Origin of the sequence: Streptomyces sp. SID13666 (genome assembly GCF_010548325.1) — a bacterium.
Classification (GTDB): domain Bacteria; phylum Actinomycetota; class Actinomycetes; order Streptomycetales; family Streptomycetaceae; genus Actinacidiphila; species Actinacidiphila fildesensis.
Map to the genome: position 1 here is coordinate 21,043 of NZ_JAAGLX010000020.1, position 16,155 is coordinate 37,197.

Here is a 16,155-nt window from a genome sequence, read left to right on the forward strand (position 1 = left end):
CGCCTTGCGGCACTGTACGGAGGTGCTGAACCTCCCGAACCAGCTCCCTCCCGCAAATCACGTCGGCCACATGGTGGTGTGCGGCGACGACGCGCTCGCGTACCGGCTCGTTCACGAGCTCAGCGGCGTTTACGGAACGCACGTCACCGCCCTCGTGTCATCCCTGGAGCGCAACCATGCTCCGCGGATCGCCGAACTCGGCCTGCTTCCCGGTGTGTCGGTGACCGTCCTGGAGGCACTCGACCCGGACGAGGCCACGCTGCGCGCGGCAGGTGTGGATCGGGCGGTGGCAGTGGCGCTGACGTACGGGGACGACCAGACCAATATTCACGCCGCTTTGCGGGCCCGGCGCCTCAACCCGGACGTGCGCCTGGTGATCCGCATGTTCAACCGCAAGCTCGGCCGGCATCTCGGCGAGATGTTGGAGCGGGCTTCCGCGGCCCGGTCCCCTCAGCCGAGGCGGTCCGACATTGACGCGTCCATCACGGTGCTGTCCGATGCCGACACCGCCGCACCGGCCCTGGTCGCCGCGGCGGTCGTCGGCAGCAGTAAGGTCGTCCAGGCTGATGGCCTGCTGTTGCGCGCCGCCGAGCGCCCGGTGGGCAGCGAGGGAAGTCGCCCGCACTTGTGCACCCTGGCCCTGCTGCCGGACCCGGTCACCGACCTCAGCCGTGACGACCCCGGCTCTGATCCGCAACTGTTGCCTGACGACGCGGCGGTGAATGCCGCGGACGGCGGTCGCAGCCGGGTGGTACTGGAGGCGATCACGCGACGGCCCGGGCCCCCGGTGCCCCGCAGGCGGCTGCCGCGCGGGCTGCCGATGCGGGAGCTGTTCTCGAGGCGGTTGCGTTGGACCGTCGCTGGGCTGGCCATTTTGCAGGGGCTTTTCGCTGTCCTGACGTGGCAGGTGAGCGGTGGGGCGCCTTTGCGGGCAGCGTACTTGTCGATGCTCGACCTGCTGAGTCTGGGCGATCCGGCGCTCGGTGAGCCGACCGGGCGGCAGGTGCTGCAGTTGCTGTCCGGCTTGTCAGGGATGGCACTGCTGCCGGTGCTCTTCGCGATCGTCGTCGAGGCGTTGGGCGCGTTCCGTAACGCGACCGCGCTGCGGCTGCCGCCGCGCGGACTGTCAGGGCACATCGTGCTGCTGGGTCTCGGCAAGGTCGGCAGCCGGGTGCTGGACCGGCTGCACGCCCTGGACATCGATGTGGTGTGCGTCGAGCAGGACCCGCAGGCCCGCGGTGTCGTGCTCGCTCGCTCTCTTCGGGTGCCGGTGATCATCGGAGACGCGACGCAGGAAGGTGTACTGGAGGCGGCGAAGATCGGTCGCAGCCGTGCCCTGCTGGCCTTGACCAGCAGCGACAGCACCAACCTGGAGGCGGCCCTCTACGCGCGCGAGAGCAAGGCCGAACTGCGGGTGGTGATGCGACTGTTCGATGACGAGTTCGCCACCGTCGTCTCCCGGACTTTGCGGGCGTCCTACCCCCAGGCCACCACCCGCAGCCGCAGCGTCTCCACCCTGGCCGCCCCGGCCTTCGCCGGAGCGATGATGGGCCGCCAGATTCTGGGCGCCATCCCGATCGAGCGGCACGTCCTGCTCTTCGCCGCTGTCGACGTGCGGGGACTGCTCGAACTGGAGGGCCGTACCATCGCCGAAGCCTTCCAGCCCGGCGCCTGGCGCGTCCTGGCGCTTGACCTGGCCGAGCCGGCGGAACGCCGCCCCGACCTGTCCGCCACACCGGAGAACGGACCCGCAGCGCGAGAGCCGGAACTCGCCTGGGAAGTTCCCTCGGGCTACGTTCTGCGCCCCGAGGACCGTGTCGTCCTTGCAGCCACCCGCCACGGCCTCGCCCGCCTTTTGCGCCACGCCGGCCAGAGCGCACACAGCACAAGCTGAAGCCCCGCACCGCGACTCACCCCGGACTCTCCATGGCCGGTCGATAGAGCCAGTCGCCGCGGACAAGGCGATCGACGCCATCACGTGGCCTTGCACGCGCGTGGCGGGTCGTCAGGGTGATGTCGGAATGTCGTAAGGAGTCGCTGACGCTCGCGGACGGCCGCTACGGCATACGGTCATCTGGATACTTTGAGTGACCGAGAAGGGGCAGAGATGGACGATGAGCAGGATGCGAACCTTCCTCCCCTTCCGCGGCCTTCGGGGGGCGGCCCCAGCAGTTCTGGAGATGGTGCTGCTGAGCAGTCGGCTGCTGAACCGACCTCATCCGAGCCTGTGAGTCGGTACGATGACGAAGCCTCCGCCCCTACTCCCGCCGACGCCCCGGAGCCGACGCCCGAGCAGCCTGGCCGTTTGCGGGCGCTGCTTGCGGCCGGCCCGCCGCCGGGTCCTGCCCGGCCGGGGTTCTGGCGCAGCCCGTTGCGCGGTCCGTGGCTGACGTCGGTGTTCGGGCTGATCCTGCTCGTGGGTATCTCGGTGCTCTTCGTGACCGGGCTGCTGTCCTACGCCGCGTACAACCCGGACCTGTCTCCGGTCAATGACCAGACCCCGGACAAGGGCATTCTGGGGTTCTACCTGTTCTCCTGGCCGACGCACCCGTACTGGCTCTACCGCCTCCTGCAAGGTGTGCACGTCACGCTGGGGGTGGTGCTGATCCCGATCCTGCTGGCCAAGCTGTGGTCGGTGATCCCGAAGCTGTTCTCCTGGCCGCCGGTGCGCTCGGTCAGTCATGCGCTGGAGCGATTGTCGCTGCTGCTCCTGGTGGGCGGCGCGCTGTTCGAGTTCATCACGGGCATTCTCAACATCCAGCTGCACTACATCTTCCCCGGCTCCTTCTACACCCTGCACTTCTACGGGGCGTGGGTGTTCATCGGCGCGTTCGTCGTCCACCTCGCCTTCCGCATTCCGACCATGGTCCGCGCCCTGCGCAGCCGCCGGATGCGCACCGAGTTGCGCACCCCGCTGGAGCGGACCGAGTCCGAACCCGCGGACGAGACAGGTCTGGTCTCACCGCGGCCGGCCCCGCCGACGATGTCGCGACGCGGCGCGCTGGGCATGGTGGGCCTGGGATCCGCGACCCTGCTCGTCGTCACGGCCGGGCAGAGCATCGGCGGACCCTGGCGCCGCACCGCACTGCTCGCCCCACACGGCGGCCCCAACCCCGGCTCGGGCCCTGGAGGGTTCCAGATCAACAAGACGGCGGCCGATGTCGGCATCCGGGCCCGTGACATCGGGCCGGAGTGGCGACTGACCGTGCGCGCCGGCACCCGTCAGATCGTCCTCACCCGGGCCCAGGTCCTGGCGTTGCCGCAGCACGGAGCCTCGCTGCCGATCGCATGCGTGGAGGGGTGGTCCACCGACAACCAGGACTGGTCCGGCGTGCGGCTTGCCGACCTGGCAGCCCTCGTCGGCCTGCACACCAGCCCGCCGGACGTCGCGGTGGAATCCGTACAGCGCGGCGGCGCCTTCCGGTCAACGGTGCTGCGAGACAACCAGGTCCGCGACTCCCGCTCGCTGCTGGCACTGCGGGTCAACGGAGCAGACCTCACCCCGGACCACGGCTACCCCGCCCGGATCATCGTCCCCGCCAACCCCGGCGTGCACAACACCAAATGGGTCACCCGCCTCACCTTCGGAGGCACCCTGTGAAAAGCCTCCGCGCCCGGTACGGCGCTTCCCCCCTGCACCTGCTGCTCGTCCTGTGCTCCTTCGCCCTCACCGCGTACGCCGGGATCCGGCTACTCCAAGGCGACACGCTCCGCATCGCGATCTGGTTCGTGGGCGCGGCCCTCATCCACGACCTGGTGCTGCTCCCGCTCTACACCCTCACGGACCGCGCAACCCAAGCCCTCGTCGGCTCCCGCGGCGGTGCCGGGAGACACGACCGGCCCCGGACGACGTGGATCAATTACCTTCGCGTGCCGACCTTCGTCGCTCTGCTCCTGCTGATCACCTGGTACCCCTTGATCCTCAGCAAGGTCCCCGGTTACCAGCTGGCCACGGGCCTCCCCGCGGACGTGTTCCTCGGCCGCTGGCTGCTCATCACCGCCGCCCTCTTCGCCGCCTCGGCCCTCTGCCTGATCACCTCGATGCGGCGCCACCGCACCCCGCGTACCGAGCCACGTACGCAGACCAAGGGAGCAGGTGAATCGTCAGATTCCTCTCCATCCGCGAAACCTGGCCACAAGGCCTCACCAGAACAGAAGGAGCCTGAGAGCGACACCTGAGACATTTGTCCGGCTCCAGCTGCACTGGGCACGAGGCAACTCCGGTAGGTATGAGAGGGAGCGTGGTGACGGCCGGGTTCCGGGACTCTGGTGGTTCAGTTGACCGCACCGGATGTGACAGTTGACGTCCGTGTTTCGTAAGGATCGAATGGCCGGAATGTCGGCCTCGGATTCGTAGGGTGAGGAGCGTGACCAACCCACCGACACCGCCTGTCGACGTCGTACTGCCGTGCCTGGACGAGGCCGGTGCCCTGCCCTGGGTGCTGGAGCGCATTCCGTCCGGCTGGCGGGCGATCGTCGTCGACAACGGCTCGACCGACGGCTCCGCCGACCTGGCCGCCTCCCTCGGCGCGACGGTGGTCCGCGAGCCGGTCCGGGGCTTCGGCGCCGCCTGCCACGCCGGACTGCTCGCCGCGACCGCCGACATCGTCTGCTTCTGCGACTGCGACGCCTCGCTCGACCCCGCCCTGCTGCCGTCCGTCGCGGACCCGGTGCTGCGGGGTGATCTCGACCTGGTGCTCGGCCGCCGCCGGCCGACCACCCGCGGCGCCTGGCCGCCGCACGCCCGGCTCGCCAACCTCGAACTGGCCCGGCTGATCCGCCGCCGCACGGGCCTGCGGCTGCACGACCTCGGCCCGATGCGGGCCGCCCGGCGGACCGCGCTGCTGGGCCTGGAGCTGGCCGACCGCCGGTCCGGCTACCCGCTCGAAATGCTGGTCCGCGCCGCCGACGCCGGCTGGCGGATCGCCGAGACCGACGTCCCGTACGCGCCCAGGACCGGCCGCTCCAAAGTGACCGGCACCTGGCGCGGGACCTGGCACGCGGTCCGCGACATGAGCGCCGTGCTGCGGCAGCCCCCGATCGGCGCGCCCAGGGACGAGCGGACCGCCGCGGTCGCTCAGGCCGCACGATGACGGGCGCTCCCGGCGTGACGACGCTGCTGGTGATCGCGAAGGAGCCGGTGCCGGGGCGGGTCAAGACCCGCCTCACGCCGCCGTACTCGCCGCGGCAGGCCGCGGCACTGGCCGAGGCGGCGCTCGCCGACACCCTGGACGCGGTGCTGCGCGCCCCGGCCCGGCGGCGGGTGCTGGTGCTCGACGGCGCGCCCGGCCCGTGGCTGCCGCCGGGCTTCGACGTCGTTCCGCAGGGGGCCGGTGGCCTGGCCGAACGGCTCGCGGCGGCGTTCGCCGGCTGTACGGGGCCGACCCTGCTGGTCGGCATGGACACCCCGCAGCTCACCCCGGCCGTGCTGGAGCCGGCGCTGCGGCCGGACGGCTGGCTCGGCTGCGACGCGTGGTTCGGTCCCGCGGCGGACGGCGGCTTCTGGGCGCTCGGCCTCGCCGAGCCGGATCCCCTGTTGTTCCCCGGAGTGCCGATGTCGACGGACCGCACGGGCGAGATCCAGCGCCGCCGTCTCACCGACGCCGGGCTGCGGGTCCGTGACCTGCCAGTACTGCGCGATGTGGACACCGCGTCCGACGCCGCCGAGGTCGCCGCCGCCGCACCCGGCTCGCGCTTCGCCGCCGCACTGCGGGCAGCCGAGCTCAGCCCGGAAGGCGCGCTGACGGCCCCGGGCCTCGCCGTCGCCGGCCGGACGGAGGCCCGATGACGGCGGTGGACGGCGCGACCGCGACGATCGCGCAGCGAACCGGTGCCCCCGTCCCAGCCCCCGCGCCCTGGATCGACGATCCGTACGCGCACGCGATCCGCTACGGGCGGGGGCCGCTGTTCCTGCGCAGGGCCGACGGCTGGCTGCTGCCGCTGGACGTGGAGCGCTGGTGCGCGGCGCCGGACGCCGCCGACATCGCGCTGCTGTACCGGTGCCGGCGCGGCCCGGTGCTCGACATCGGCTGTGGTCCCGGCCGTCTGGTGGCGGCGATCGCGGCCACCGGGGTGCCGGCCCTCGGGGTCGATGTCAGCCCGGCGGCCGTGGCCCGCACCCGGGACAGCGGCGGGGCGGTGCTGTGCCGTTCGGTCTTCGACCGGCTGCCCGCGGAAGGCCGCTGGGGCACGGCGCTGCTGATCGACGGCAATGTCGGCATCGGCGGCGACCCCCGCGCCCTGCTGGCCCGGGTCGGCGAACTGGTCGCCCCCGGTGGCCGGTTGCTCGTCGAGGCGGCGGCCTACGACGTCGACGAGCGCTTCACCGTACGGGTGCAGGACGGCCGGGGCCGGCACGGCCGGGACTTCCCGTGGGCCCGGCTGGGTGCGGCCGCCCTGCGGTCGGCCGCCGACAGCACCGGCTGGACGCCGGTCGAGGAGTGGTCCGTGGACGGCCGCCACTTCGTGGAGCTGTGGCGGGCTGACGTTCCGCATCCCGCACACAAGAACACCGGACAAAACCGATGAAACTGGGCACGCCTTACGGATCGCGGACGCGGGGCCCGGCGGGAGCCCGCCGGGTGCTTCCGCCTGCCACGGTGGGCGGTGTGGGAGTCCGCACTGTATGCACCTCAGTCCTCGTCGCCGTGCTGACCGCCGTCGTCGCCGTCACCATTCGCTCAGGAGGTTCCGAGGCGGACCCGCGCCACCTTCTGTACTGGTACGCGGCGGCCTGGGTGCTGTTCGCCGGAGCCGTATGGGCGGTCCGCAAGGTGCCCGTGCGCGCCGCCGTGGTCCTGGTGCTCGCCAGCAGCGCCGCGCTGTCGCTCGCGGCGCTGAGCGGGCCGCCGCGCACCAGCAGCGACATGTACCGCTACGCCTGGGACGGCAGGGTGCAGGCCGCGGGCATCTCCCCGTACGCCCATCCGCCCGCCGCGCCGGAACTGGCCGGGCTGCGCGACCGCTGGCTCTTCCCGCCCGGCCAAGTGTGCATTCCCCCGGATCTCCACCCGCTCGGCGGCGGCTTCTGCACGCTGATGAACCGGCCTGGTGTGAACACCATCTACCCGCCGGTGGCGGAAGGCTGGTTCCTCGCCGTTCACGCGCTGTCGCCCGACGGCGCCCGCCACAAGCCGACCCAGATCGCGGGCGCGCTGCTGGCCGTCGGGACCAGCGCCGCCCTGCTCCTCGTCCTGCGGCGGCGCGGCGATCCACGGCGCGCGGCGCTGTGGGCCTGGTGTCCCGCGGTGTCCTTCGCGGCCGTCAACGACGCGCATGTCGACACGCTCGGCGTGCTGCTGACCGTGCTCGCGCTCGGCACGTCCGTCCTGCCGCGCCGCGGCGCGCTGCTCGGCGCGGCCATCGCCGTCAAACTGCTGCCCGCGGTCGTCCTGCCGGGCGCCCTCGCCCGCCGCGGCCCCCGCGACGCCGCGCGCGTCCTGGTGCCCGCCGTGCTGGTGATCGCGCTCGCCTATCTGCCGTACATCCTGACCTCCGGCTTCGGCGTCCTCGGCTACCTGCCGGGCTATCTGCAGGAGGAGGGGTACGAATCAGGCAGCGTCCGACGGTTCGCACTGCTGCGGCTGTTCCTCCCGGACTCCGTCGCCGCCCCGCTCGCGGTGATCCTGATCGCGCTGACCGCCCTCTACGTCATGCGCCGCGGCGACCCGGAACGGCCGTGGAGCGGCGCGCTGCTCGTCACCGGCACCGCGCTGCTCCTGACCTCGCCCTCCTACTACTGGTACGCCCTGCTGGTGATCGCGCTGGTCGCGCTCGACGGCCGCTGGGAATGGCTCGCCGTCCCCCTCGCGGGCACCGCGCTCTACATCGGCAACGCCATGGGCGCGCACGGCAGTTGGCTGCAGTCCTGGTCCTACGGGACCGCCGCGGTGACCGTCCTGGCGAGCGCAGCGCTGCGGGCGTATGGCGAGAGGCAGCGGTCCAGAAATGCCGTAGCGGCACGTCGCACTGCTGCTCCGGTGGTCGGTGATGTCCCTGCCACCAGTACCCCGGAACCCACAGCCCGGAGGTGAGAGCCCGGCGTCGATGTTCGACGCTCGTTGTCGCAATGTCGCTAGGGGAACGGAGTTGACGGAGTGTTGGTTGATCGCGCTGCTTGGGCCAGAGCCTGTTGGTCCGCGAGGGCGATCGCCAGTTCTCCGGCCGCAGTGGGGTGCAGTGGGGCGTCCGCGTCTGGTCCTTGAACGAAGGACTGGTCGCTGCAGAGCCGGTGCCCGTCGAAGTGCTGCTGGACGTCGATGAATCCGAAGGTCTGCGCTCCCTCGCGGAGGACGGCGTTGAGGTCCGACAGCCGGGACTCCAGAACCTTCGCCTTGTCGGCGGTGATGCCTTGGTCGGCCAGGCAGCCCACGTCGTCTCCGAAGGGGTTGTAGTACTCGTTGATGAGGACCGTGGGATGCTGAGGCAAGGCCGCCAAGTTCCCGAGCAGCGTGTAGTAGTCGTAGGCGAATGACGCGATCTGCTGATGGAAGTAGGCGGTTGACGCACGGTCGCCGCAGGCATCTGCCGCTGCGCACACGGCTGCCAGGGCCGACCAGTGCACATCGTTGGCCCCGACGCTCACGATGACGACCGATGCTTTCGGGGACCGTACGACCGCGGACAGTTGGGGCGGAGCTTCGCTGGCCCCGGCTTTCTGTGTGCCGAGCAGGCCCTCCCTGATGGTGGCGCTGCTGCAGGCCGCGTTCAAGGTGTTCCAGCCGTTGACCTCACCCAGGCGCACGGCGTAGGCGTCCTTGCTGCGCCGGCATGCCCGGTCCAGCGTGCTGGGATGGTCGACCAGGGGATTGCCGTCTCCCGCTGCGGTCGAATCCCCAATGATGACGGCCTCGATCCCCGGCATAGTGGGGCCGCCCGTTGCTGCTGTTGCCGGGGGACTCTTGCCGACCAGGTCCTCAATCGATCGCACCTGCCGCAGCGCCCGCGGTGTGGACGCCGCCAGGAGGTAGACGCCCGCTGCGTTCAGTGCGCATACCCCCACTACGGTGCCGGCCAGTATCTTGATCATCCACGCTCGCGAGGAGCGCCGAAGCCCTGCAACTGCCACGGCCATGAGCGCCGCGAAACCGGCCGCGATCAGCGTCTGCCACAGGAGGTAGCGTGCCCAGCCCGAGGTCAGGGCTCGGCTGAGGTCTGTCTCGACATTCTGTTGGCCGCCCGGCTGGGTGACGGCGTTGGTCTGGGCGTTCAACGTGATCTGCGCGAGCTTGAGACGCGGCCGGATGGGTCCGTCGAACTGCGGCTTGGTCGCGATCACTTCACCGAAGAGATCAAGCTCGCCCGGCCCTGACCAGTGCAGATCCGGTGCTGCCGCGCCTACCTGCACTCTCTGTCCCACTCCGGAAACCGACTGGAGCGGCGTCACTCGCACTGAGAGCCAGATAGACAGGGCGGCGATGCAGGCGAATGCTCCTGCGTACCCCATCGCGGCCGTGGCCCGCCGGCGCCAGAGCCGCATGGTGTTCCCCCTGCTCACCCAGCTCCACTGATCGATACCCGCCACCTCCAACTCTGTGACGTCCGGTCGCTGGAAGGCGCGGGCCCGGTCCGTCCTGTTGTGACGCTGACCCCCACGCTAACGCGCTTGGCCCTATCGGTAGCGAAGGGCCTGAACCACCCGAATCCGGGTAGTCGGCCCCCAGGCTACTTTGCACTGTGCAAATATGGTGACCGCGGTGAGACCGGACGCAAGGAGAACAGGCACCTACGGCCGTACGCCCCGTTTGCGGCCCTGTTCCCAACAGCTGCGGTCCGCATGATCGGACGCGTCGGTGACGACGCGGGCCAGGAGGAAGACCTTGGATCGGACGGCGCCGCCCCAACGCCAATTCCTACTTGTGGCCATACCGTTCGCCGCGATGGCCATCGTCGCGGGCGTCGATCTGCTGGCAGGTCCGGACGTGGGATTTCTGCCCTTGTTCTCCCTGGGGCCGGCCTTCGCGTGCGCAGCGGGAACGGTGCGCAGAGCCTTGCTGGTGGGTGGCCTGGCCTGGGTACTGTGTCTGAGCGTGGCTTCCTATGACGGCCTGCTGCTGTCGCATCGGGTGACGGTTGCGCTGGCCTCGACTCTGGGCGTCACTGCGGCAGCTGCTCTGGCTGCCTCCATCCGACGTCGTCACGAACATGAGTTGGCGGATGTGCGTTCGGTCGCCGAAGTCGCCCAGCGCGTCCTGCTGCGCCCGGTGCCACGATATGCGGGGCACATGCGTATCGCGGTGTCGTACACCTCGGCTGCCGCCGAGGCCCGAATCGGCGGAGACCTCTACGAAGTCGTGCCCCTGGGTGCGGGCGCTCGGGTCATCGTCGGTGACGTGCAGGGCAAGGGGCTGGAGGCCGTGGAGACCGCAGCTGTGGTCCTCGGCGCGTTCCGTGAGGCAGCGCCCGAAAGCATGTCACTCGCCGTGGTCGGTGACCGGCTGGAGCGCTCCTTGAACCGGCGCTTGGAGGGAGAGGAGTTCGTGACTGCGGTACTCGCTGAGATCGGCGAGGACCACAGTGTGCTCATGCTCAACTACGGCCACCCGGCGCCGCTGCTGCTGCGAGCAAATGGCACGGTTCAGTTCGCCGAACCCGACAGCTACGCCGCGCCCCTGGGGCTCGCCTCCCTGGGGCCTCCGAGTCCTACGCCGTACAAGATCGAATTGGCCCAGGGGGACCAGATGCTCCTCTATACCGATGGAGTCAGCGAAACCCGCGATGAGCGCGGAGAGTTCTACCCCTTGGCCGAACGGGCCCATCTGCTGGATGAGCTCGACCCCGAGACCGCGCTCGAGGCCCTTCGGCTCGATCTGGTCGCCTACGCGCATGGGCCCTTGCGTGACGACGCCGCGATGCTGCTGCTGCGTCATCGCGATGTGCCTGGAGTTCGCCACTGAGATGGCCGCTCGGGCGCCGCCGCGGGCGGGGTTGATCGACTCACGGGGCGGCCGGAGGGCGCGCGGCGGCCTGGAGCCGGCGTCGCAGGGTGGCGGCGAAGTCCTCGGCGCGCGAGAGCTGGACCCGTAGGTCGGCGATGCGGTCTTGGGCGGCCTGCTCGTAGCCGCGCACCTGTTCCAGCAGTCTCTCCCGTTCCCCGGGCCCAACGGGCGTGTCGGTGTCGAGGCGGTCGGTGGCTTCCAACAAGTCGCGCATCTGGTCGAGGGCGAAGCCCAGCGGCTTCATCCGGCGGATCACCATCAGGCGGGCAACGTCGGTTTCGGTGTAGAGCCGGAAGCCGCCCTGGGAGCGAGCGGAGGGGGCGACGAGGCCGGCTTCCTCGTAGTGGCGGATGGTCCGCAGGGACAGTTCGGTTCGGGTCGCTACCTCGCCGATCTGCATGTGTTCGGATTCCACGCCCGTCATCCCTGGCCTTTCGCGTCCACAGATTCACTTCGAAGTCGGCGTCCCGGCAATCCCTACTCTAACGTTAGGGTAGAGTTAAGGAGTGCGGAGGCGACATGCGTGCCCCCGCCGACCTGCGGCCTTCGAGTCTACGGGCGGGCTGCCCGCCCGTCGGGGCCAATGGCGTGCCCGCGAAGCCCGCTGAGCAGGAGATGCAGCGCGCGACAGCCGCAGGTGCCCGCGTTGTCTTCCGCCTTTCGTGCCACCCCCTCCGTGCTCACCGAGATGACCGGGGCCTTGAAGCCGGCCCCAATCCGGCCCGTCCGCCTTCGCTCACCGCCTCCAGGCGATCCGCGGAGGGCCGTCTTTGAGTACGCGTTCACATTCTCGCGCGCCCGGCCGGTCGCGCCCGAGCACGACAGGTGCCTACCGACTTGCAGACGTCCCTGATCACCGCTGCCGCGCGCCTGCGCGTCTCCCGCCCTGCCTGGCTGTCGCCGAAGGTCGCCCGCACCGAGGCGATCGCCGGCCTCGTTGTCGCGCTCGCGCTGATCCCCGAGGCGATCTCGTTCTCGATCATCGCCGGTGTCGACCCGAAGATCGGTCTGTTCGCGTCCTTCACGATGGCCGTGACCATCGCGATCGTCGGCGGGCGCCCCGCGATGATCTCCGCCGCCACCGGGGCCGTCGCCCTGGTCATCGCTCCTCTGAACCGCCAGCACGGCCTGGGATACCTCGTTGCCTGCGTCATCCTTGCGGGCGTCTTCCAGCTCGTCCTGGGCGCGTTGGGCGTCGCCAAGCTCATGCGGTTCGTGCCGCGCTCGGTGATGGTCGGCTTCGTCAATGCCCTGGCCATCCTTATCTTCACGGCGCAGATTCCCAACATGGTGGACGTGCCATGGGTGGTCTACCCGCTCGTTGCGGGTGGCTTGGCCCTCATGGTGCTGTCCCCGCGGATCACCAAGGTGATCCCGGCGCCGCTGGTGTCGATCGTGATCCTGACCGCCATGACGGTGGGCGCCGGCATCGCCGTGCCGAGCGTGGGTGACAAGGGCAAGCTGCCCTCGTCCCTGCCGGTGCCGGGCCTGCCGGACGTGCCGTTCACCGCCCATACTTTGACGATCATCGCGCCTTACGCGCTCGCCATGGCGCTGGTGGGCCTAATGGAGTCGCTGATGACCGCCAAACTCGTCGACGACATCACCGAGACCCGCTCGAACAAGACCCGCGAATCGATCGGCCAGGGCATCGCCAACATCGTCACCGGCTTCTTCGGCGGTATGGGCGGTTGCGCCATGATCGGCCAGACCATGATCAATGTGAAGACGTCCGGGGCCCGCACCCGACTGTCCACCTTTCTTGCGGGCGCCTTTCTGATGGTGCTGTGCATCGGCTTCGGCCCTGTCGTCTCGGACATCCCCATGGCCGCGTTGGTCGCCGTGATGGTCCTTGTCTCCTTCGGCACCTTCGACTGGCACTCCATCGCTCCCCGGACGCTGCAGCGGATGCCCGCCGGCGAGATCACCGTCATGGTGATCACCGTGGGCGTGGTCGTCGCGACCAGCAACCTCGCCATCGGCGTCGTCGTCGGTTCCGTCACCGCTATGGTCATCTTCGCCAAGCGCGTCGCCCACCTTGTCAACGTCTCCGCGGCTGCCGACCCAGATGGCACCAGCGTCGTTTACTCGGTCACTGGAGCCCTGTTCTTCGCTTCCAGTAACGACCTCGTCGGCCGCTTCGACTACAGCGGAGACCCGGACAGGGTCATCATCGATCTCACTGCCGCGCACATCTGGGACGCCTCCTCCGTCGCAGCCCTCGACGCCATCGAGACGAAATACCAGAAGCGCGGCAAGACAGTGGAGATCATCGGTCTCAACCAGCCCAGTGCCAAGATCCACGAAACCCTGAGCGGTGAACTCACCAGCCACTGAGGGCCTGCGCCGGCAGGGCGCCGAGTGTGTCGTGGGCTGAGTGCGGTGGCAGTGCGGTGCGCGGCCCCTGGCATGGGCGGCGTTTAGGTGGGAGGCGCGATCTCGCGCACCCGCCGGAGCCTTGCTGGTGGGAACCTCGGCCGTCTCACCAGCGTTGTTTGGTCAGGTAGGCGTTTTCGACGACAGGCGCGGTTCCCGCGCTGGATTGAGTAGGGGTTTGTATGGGTGTCAGCCTTGCTAAGGGCGGCAATGTCTCGCTGACCAAGGAAGCCCCGGGGCTGACGGCGGTCATCGTGGGACTGGGCTGGGACGCACGCAGCACCACCGGCGCCGATTTCGACCTCGACGCCAGCGCGCTGCTGGTCAACACGAGCGGCAAGGTCGCCTCGGATCAGCATTTCGTCTTCTACAACAACCTCAAGAGCCCGGATGGTTCTGTCGAGCACACTGGCGACAACCTCACGGGTGAGGGCGAGGGCGACGACGAGGCCGTCAAGGTCAACCTCGCCGCCGTCCCCGCCGACGTCGACAAGATCGTGTTTCCGGTCTCGATCCACGAGGGCGAGAGCCGTCAGCAGAGCTTCGGCCAGGTCCGCAACGCGTTCATCCGGGTGGTGAACCAGGCGGACAACAACGAACTGGCTCGTTACGACCTCACCGAGGACGCCTCCACCGAGACCGCGATGGTCTTCGGCGAGCTGTACCGCAACGGCGCGGAGTGGAAGTTCCGCGCCATCGGCCAGGGCTACGCCTCCGGACTGCGCGGCATCGCGCAGGACTTCGGCGTCAACATCTGACCTCAAGCCACACTGTGTCGGGGCCCGCGAACCACGCGGGCCCCGTTCGGCCGTTTCAACAACTTTTTGCACCTGAGGAGACGCCAGATGGCGCTGTGGGACAAGCTCAAGGAATCCGCATCCACGATGCAGGGCCAGCTCGAAGCGAAGAAGAACGACCTCAAGAGCGGGTCCTTCCGCGACGCGAGCATGGCCATGTGCGCGCTGGTGGCTGCTGCGGACGGTTCCATCGACCCCTCGGAGCGCCAGCGTGTCGCCTCGCTCATCGCGAGCAACGAGGTGCTGCGGAACTTCCCCGCCGACGACCTCCAGCGCCGCTTCAACGACTACCTGGCCAAGCTGACCGCCGATTTCGACTTCGGGAAGGTCAGCATCCTCCAGGAGATCGCCAAAGCGAAGAAGAAGCCCGCCGAGGCCCGTGCCGTGATCCAGATCGGCATCGTCATCGGTGGCGCCGACGGCGACTTCGACAAGAGCGAGCAGGGCGTCGTCCGCGAAGCCTGCTACGCCCTGGGCCTGCCGCCCGCGGAATTCGACCTTTAGCCACCAACAGGCCCGGCACGTCGGGCCTTGTCCAGCGTGAAGCGGCTGGTGTCATGCAGCAGTTGGTTGCACAGCCCCGCCGTGTCATGCATCTGTAGGTCACTCCCGAAGGACTCAGCGGCGTGCCTTGGCCCGGTCCAGGGCGGCGATGCCAACAGCGGCCAGGGCGATCTGGATGATCCATTCGATCCAGTCGACGCCCTTGGTGTCGTCCACCTTCAGCGCATGAGCGATGGCGGCACCGATGAACGCCGCCACGATGCCGACCAGAATCGTCCAGACGACCCCGACGTGCTGCCGGCCGGGCACGACGAGCCGGCCGATGATGCCGATGATGAGGCCGATGACGATGGCGCTGATGATGCCTGAGATCTCCATGACGTCCTCTCCTTGACGAAGCTCCTGTGGCCACGTCTGCCCGCCACCACCGCGGGCACGCAGTTTGGGCATCGGGCAATCCATGCGCTGCTCGGCTTGGCGCCGCAAAGGAATCGACCCGGCCTGGGCCGCAATCCACTCGATTGTCGGGGGACCGCCCGGACGGCGCCCCGATCCGCGTGATCCTGGACAACCTCGCCGCCCACAACCAATTGGCGCATCCGCCGTTGGGCGGCGAAGAACAGGATCGAGCTGTGCATCCCGCCGGCCTACGCCGCGTGGGCGAAACTGATCCCAGGACCCTGGACAGGTCACGGACCAGTGGCCACCAGCAGATCAACCACGTAGGTCTCTTCCACCGCCTCGTCGGGGAACATTTCGCTCAGTCGTCTGCGCTCCGCGTGGAGAAAGGCACGCCTGTCATCCTCGGCAAGGACAAGGAACGCCGAGCGGCTGCTGATGTTGGCAAGGTGTAGGTCGAGAGAGACCATACGGCTCCATCGCACCTGGCGGCGGGCGACCTGGAGCCCCGTCAGGCCCGCGAGCCGGACAGCTTCACTGTCGTCGGGACGTGCCTGAGAAGTGGGCTTCAGTCCGCAGTGGTGCGCGATCCGCCGGCGCTGCCCACGGATCCAGGGCACATCGAAGGCGGTGGTGTTCCACCAGATCGCGAGCGCACCGCCCGGAAGAAGGACCCGCAGCGCCTCCGGGACCGAGCGGGCAGTGTCGGTCCACTGCCAGGATTGCCCGTAGGCGATGAGGTCGTGGGAGGCGTCCGCGAAAGGGAGAGCGTTGCCGTCACCTCTGACGATCGGCACATCCGGGAGCATGGTGTGGAACTGCGCGGCCATGGCGTCGCCTGGCTCAACGCCGACCACGTGAGCCCCGCGCTCACGCAGTAGAGCGGTGGCGATTCCGGTGCCCGCGCCGACATCAGCGACGCGAGCTCCCGCCAGGGGGCGGGTCATGAACTGCTCGATGAAGTCGAAGAGCGCGGGTGGGTACGAAGGGCGGCTGGCCGCGTACTGGTCAGCGGCCGCGTTGAAGGAATGGGCTCGTGAAATGGCGGTCATCCCCACATCCTCACCCCTGCTCCGCTGACTGCCCACCCCGGTGGTCGTCTCCGGCCACAGCACTGGCGGGGTGACCGAGGGCAGCCGGCG

The 16,155-nt window shown here is 69.4% G+C and carries 15 protein-coding genes and 1 pseudogene; 12 read left to right on the forward strand and 4 right to left on the reverse strand.

Features of this window, described 5'->3' with window-relative positions; all coding sequences use genetic code 11:
* Nucleotides 1-70 precede the first annotated feature (70 nt).
* From G3I60_RS24150 to G3I60_RS24180, 7 genes are all read left to right on the forward strand, one after another.
* Nucleotides 71-1,894, forward strand: a complete 1,824-nt coding sequence (locus tag G3I60_RS24150) for an NAD-binding protein (protein ID WP_164299141.1) — start codon at nt 71-73, stop codon at nt 1,892-1,894.
* A 411-nt stretch (nt 1,895-2,305) separates the two neighbouring features.
* Nucleotides 2,306-3,601: a molybdopterin-dependent oxidoreductase gene (locus tag G3I60_RS24155; RefSeq protein ID WP_164299131.1), complete on the forward strand. Its 1,296-nt coding sequence runs from the start codon at nt 2,306-2,308 to the stop codon at nt 3,599-3,601.
* Nucleotides 3,598-4,179 carry a hypothetical protein gene (locus G3I60_RS24160; protein WP_343241872.1) on the forward strand — a complete coding sequence of 194 codons (582 nt, stop codon included), beginning with the start codon at nt 3,598-3,600 and terminating at the stop codon, nt 4,177-4,179. The genes G3I60_RS24155 and G3I60_RS24160 overlap by 4 nt, the downstream gene beginning before the upstream one ends.
* Before the next feature lie 179 nt (nt 4,180-4,358).
* Entirely contained in the window at nt 4,359-5,093 is a 735-nt protein-coding gene (locus G3I60_RS24165; protein WP_164299133.1) for a glycosyltransferase family 2 protein, read from the forward strand.
* A complete protein-coding gene (locus G3I60_RS24170) occupies nt 5,090-5,788 on the forward strand; it encodes a DUF2064 domain-containing protein (RefSeq protein ID WP_164299135.1) in 699 nt (232 codons plus the stop codon). Before G3I60_RS24165 ends, G3I60_RS24170 begins: the two co-directional genes overlap by 4 nt.
* The gene (locus tag G3I60_RS24175; RefSeq protein ID WP_164299137.1) at nt 5,785-6,528 is read left to right on the forward strand and encodes a methyltransferase domain-containing protein; all 744 of its coding nucleotides are present in this window, start codon (nt 5,785-5,787) and stop codon (nt 6,526-6,528) included. The genes G3I60_RS24170 and G3I60_RS24175 overlap by 4 nt, the downstream gene beginning before the upstream one ends.
* An 80-nt stretch (nt 6,529-6,608) precedes the next feature.
* Nucleotides 6,609-8,033: a glycosyltransferase family 87 protein gene (locus G3I60_RS24180; RefSeq protein ID WP_343241962.1), complete on the forward strand. Its 1,425-nt coding sequence runs from the start codon at nt 6,609-6,611 to the stop codon at nt 8,031-8,033.
* 41 nt (nt 8,034-8,074) lie between these two features.
* On the opposite strand, the gene G3I60_RS24185 is transcribed toward G3I60_RS24180, so the two are convergent.
* Nucleotides 8,075-9,346, reverse strand: coding sequence for a GDSL-type esterase/lipase family protein (locus tag G3I60_RS24185; RefSeq protein WP_244809033.1), 1,272 nt, complete (start codon nt 9,344-9,346; stop codon nt 8,075-8,077).
* Nucleotides 9,347-9,878: 532 nt separating this feature from the next.
* On the opposite strand from G3I60_RS24185, the gene G3I60_RS24190 reads away from it, so the two are divergent.
* On the forward strand, nt 9,879-10,895 hold the full coding sequence (locus tag G3I60_RS24190; protein ID WP_164295866.1) for a PP2C family protein-serine/threonine phosphatase: 1,017 nt from the start codon (nt 9,879-9,881) through the stop codon (nt 10,893-10,895).
* 40 nt (nt 10,896-10,935) lie between these two features.
* On the opposite strand, the gene G3I60_RS24195 is transcribed toward G3I60_RS24190, so the two are convergent.
* Nucleotides 10,936-11,352: a MerR family transcriptional regulator gene (locus tag G3I60_RS24195; RefSeq protein WP_343241459.1), complete on the reverse strand. Its 417-nt coding sequence runs from the start codon at nt 11,350-11,352 to the stop codon at nt 10,936-10,938.
* A 422-nt stretch (nt 11,353-11,774) separates the two neighbouring features.
* Between G3I60_RS24195 and G3I60_RS24200 the strand changes: the two genes are divergently transcribed.
* From G3I60_RS24200 to G3I60_RS24210, 3 genes are all read left to right on the forward strand, one after another.
* On the forward strand, nt 11,775-13,274 hold the full coding sequence (locus G3I60_RS24200; RefSeq protein ID WP_138354000.1) for a SulP family inorganic anion transporter: 1,500 nt from the start codon (nt 11,775-11,777) through the stop codon (nt 13,272-13,274).
* Nucleotides 13,275-13,495: 221 nt separating this feature from the next.
* Nucleotides 13,496-14,071 (forward strand): TerD family protein, encoded by a 576-nt coding sequence (locus G3I60_RS24205; protein ID WP_138353999.1) that lies wholly within the window; start codon nt 13,496-13,498, stop codon nt 14,069-14,071.
* An 87-nt stretch (nt 14,072-14,158) separates the two neighbouring features.
* Nucleotides 14,159-14,614, forward strand: coding sequence for a tellurite resistance TerB family protein (locus tag G3I60_RS24210; protein ID WP_138353998.1), 456 nt, complete (start codon nt 14,159-14,161; stop codon nt 14,612-14,614).
* A 114-nt stretch (nt 14,615-14,728) separates the two neighbouring features.
* Here the strand turns inward: G3I60_RS24210 and G3I60_RS24215 are convergent, their stop codons facing one another.
* Complete coding sequence (locus G3I60_RS24215; RefSeq protein WP_138353997.1) at nt 14,729-14,992, reverse strand: GlsB/YeaQ/YmgE family stress response membrane protein; 264 nt, start codon at nt 14,990-14,992, stop codon at nt 14,729-14,731.
* A 100-nt stretch (nt 14,993-15,092) separates the two neighbouring features.
* Here G3I60_RS24215 and G3I60_RS46865 point away from each other — a divergent pair.
* Nucleotides 15,093-15,277, forward strand: a pseudogene (locus G3I60_RS46865) (IS630 family transposase); the annotation flags it as partial.
* A gap of 26 nt (nt 15,278-15,303) precedes the next feature.
* Here the strand turns inward: G3I60_RS46865 and G3I60_RS24220 are convergent.
* Nucleotides 15,304-16,065, reverse strand: coding sequence for a class I SAM-dependent methyltransferase (locus G3I60_RS24220; protein ID WP_138354031.1), 762 nt, complete (start codon nt 16,063-16,065; stop codon nt 15,304-15,306).
* Nucleotides 16,066-16,155 lie beyond the last annotated feature (90 nt).

What these genes read in the sequence shown, in the direction of transcription:
- G3I60_RS24150 (WP_164299141.1), top strand. Translation starts at nt 71, where the DNA reads ATGGTGGTGTGCGGCGACGACGCGCTCGCGTACCGGCTCGTTCACGAG.
- G3I60_RS24170 (WP_164299135.1), top strand. Translation starts at nt 5,090, where the DNA reads ATGACGGGCGCTCCCGGCGTGACGACGCTGCTGGTGATCGCGAAGGAG.
- G3I60_RS24175 (WP_164299137.1), top strand. Translation starts at nt 5,785, where the DNA reads ATGACGGCGGTGGACGGCGCGACCGCGACGATCGCGCAGCGAACCGGT.
- G3I60_RS24190 (WP_164295866.1), top strand. Translation starts at nt 9,879, where the DNA reads ATGGCCATCGTCGCGGGCGTCGATCTGCTGGCAGGTCCGGACGTGGGA.
- G3I60_RS24205 (WP_138353999.1), top strand. Translation starts at nt 13,496, where the DNA reads ATGGGTGTCAGCCTTGCTAAGGGCGGCAATGTCTCGCTGACCAAGGAA.
- G3I60_RS24210 (WP_138353998.1), top strand. Translation starts at nt 14,159, where the DNA reads ATGGCGCTGTGGGACAAGCTCAAGGAATCCGCATCCACGATGCAGGGC.
- G3I60_RS24215 (WP_138353997.1), bottom strand. Translation starts at nt 14,992, where the DNA reads ATGGAGATCTCAGGCATCATCAGCGCCATCGTCATCGGCCTCATCATC.
- G3I60_RS24220 (WP_138354031.1), bottom strand. Translation starts at nt 16,065, where the DNA reads ATGACCGCCATTTCACGAGCCCATTCCTTCAACGCGGCCGCTGACCAG.